This is a genomic window from bacterium (assembly GCA_009926305.1).
Taxonomy (GTDB): domain Bacteria; phylum Bdellovibrionota_C; class UBA2361; order UBA2361; family RFPC01; genus RFPC01.
Window position 1 is genome coordinate 1 of the sequence record RFPC01000160.1, and the last position, 2,354, is coordinate 2,354.

The window sequence follows — 2,354 nt, forward strand, 5'->3', positions numbered from 1 at the left end:
AAGAAAACACGAAAGATAGACGATGTGCAAGTGGTATTGCTGAAAGTACTTATAGAATCGGAGATGGAGACGGAGCTCTCCCACTTGAGACAGTTGTTGTGTGTAAAGCAACTCGCGATACCCGAGATTCTCAGAGTCTTCGTGATAGTGGATTCGTGACTGCTATTGATGAGAACGGCAAGGAGCGTATTGGTCTCTGTGTTCGGAAGGAATTCTAATGAGGATTCGGAAGAGGTGCTGTGCTTTCATGACAGGTGCCTCTTCCGATTATCTTTTCTCAAGCCCCCAGTAATCCAGTGCTCCCGGTGATCCCGCCCGATCATCTTTTTTTCTCATACTCACGAACTATCGGAGGAGGTCGTCTCATCGGTTCGTCATTTAATGAAAAAAAGATGGTGGTACCTGATTACTGGGGGGACGATTGTATCGGAAAATTCCCCACATTCCCCGAAGTCCGTGAGAGAAAGAGCCGTTGGTAACGTAATTCTTATTGTTTAGAATGCTTAGCTTGCCTAAAAACCCCAGTTCACACCAAAAGATGTCATCTCCTTGGAGTGATCCAAGCACTTTTCATGGCACACGCAGAATTCGTTTTTTCATAACACTCTACATAAGGGGTAGGGTCAAATTGCAGGTTGTTAAGGCATGAAAGGTTCTATCTCAACATCTCTAGTCTCTTGTTTTCTGATCATTCTCTTTAGTACTTCAGTAGCGTTCGCTCAAATCTCACCTAGATCGACAGTTCCTACCTCCGTAGGGAAAATTTCACAGCATTTCTTTCATGCCACTGATCTGGCATGCAGTTCGTTACCATGTGTTGTTGCAACGCAGCCTGAACCTCTGTTTGTAGATGGTACGGTTACCAACTCAAGAAGTGGACCTCATCTTCAGCTTCAGTTTTTTACAGTCGGCGGGCCATTTGCGACATTAGATTTATTGATTACTCAACAAGGATCCAAGACCAATTTCTCTGGCACTCTCACTCGAGTCGAACCTAATCCTTGGAATCTCACTTTTTTAAATGAGTCGTTTAATGACTTGGTTCCAATTAGAGGACCAATACCACCGATTCGGATGCAAGAAGCTGTTCTGCTCGGAATGTTAGGGGTTTTTATGGATCTCAATAACAGTGGAGTGCGCGTAACAGGGGGAGGCAGAACAGCTTTAGCAATTACGACTGGCCCTCTCTGCAAAGATGAAATTCAAGATGCTCTTGGCTCTAGTGGTCCGCTTTATGGACTTGGTCCAATACCTTGGTTTACACCGGATGAAGTTGAAGCTTGTGCTATCCGCCACGATGAATGTTATCGAAACAATCCGGCCAGTGAGACCTTAAGATGTGATAGACAACTCGCGGATTGTGTTAACGGTGCAGCTGGATTGATCGGTGCATCCTATACGTTCTTTTCTACGGGCTCAATAATTGCCTGGCACAGTCTATTCGGCGGAGGAATTACTGAATCGCCAGAACCATGCAAGTGCAGATGGAAACTGACTGATGACCTTGTTAAAAAACTTCTCGTCACTCCGCATGTACAGCTTAAAGTTGGAGGCTCATCCTGTTGCACGGATAGAGATTGCACCGATAATTCCTGCACCGTATCAGCATTAGATTCGGCAGGGACTCCCGTCATTTCATGGGAGGGCAGTTGTGAAGGTGAAGTGTCTTATCATCTCGGGCGACGATGCAATGTGTGTCATGGTGAGTACACGCATTATGACCAAGTGGAAACTCAGGCGGTTAACTCAAATGTAGAACTTCATGAACTCGCTCCAGTAATCAGGTACCACCATCTTTTTTAATCTTGGTGGGTACGTAATTGAGGGTGGCGCTTGATCATCTGCTACGAATATTTCTTAAGAGGAGTGGGGGAACATTCTTGCTTTAGAATTTCTTTCGGTAGATCGATTTACCTAACATGACGATCTACACTCGACTTCAGAGCGCCTTTAAAGTTGCTTTTGCTTCACTCCTTTTGGCTTCTAACTTTGCCAGAGGAGGAATCGCCCTGGCTGATTCATGTACTCATGACTTGTCTCTTGCATCCCTGATAGTTGAAACGAAACGCCGCGAGGCGATCCAATGTTTTTCGGCTGAAGAAGCTGCAAGTGAGAAATCTGACGGAGAAGATTTTAATTCAATTCCAGACGATCCCTTGTACTGGCGGCAGGGTTACAAGGAGTGCACTTTGGCTGCTGACCTGAATGGAAAGCTTGATTCAAAGCTCGTTTGGGGAGAATTTCCGGGGATCTTTGCCAGCCAGATGGAAGATTTAAAGGATTGTCTTTCGCGGAAGATCTTTAAGAGGGGAGGCTTCTTAGGGATTGGTGCGACAAAGACCCCGTGTTGGGAC

Annotated in this window: 3 protein-coding genes; all 3 read left to right on the forward strand. The window is 45.6% G+C overall.

The window, feature by feature from the left end:
* The coding region (locus EBR25_13170) for a hypothetical protein (GenBank protein ID NBW41931.1) at positions 1-218 on the forward strand (218 nt) is incomplete at its 5' end.
* Positions 219-645: 427 nt separating this feature from the next.
* Positions 646-1,803 (forward strand): hypothetical protein, encoded by a 1,158-nt coding sequence (locus EBR25_13175; GenBank protein NBW41932.1) that lies wholly within the window; start codon positions 646-648, stop codon positions 1,801-1,803.
* A gap of 116 nt (positions 1,804-1,919) precedes the next feature.
* The coding region (locus EBR25_13180) for a hypothetical protein (protein NBW41933.1) at positions 1,920-2,354 on the forward strand (435 nt) is incomplete at its 3' end.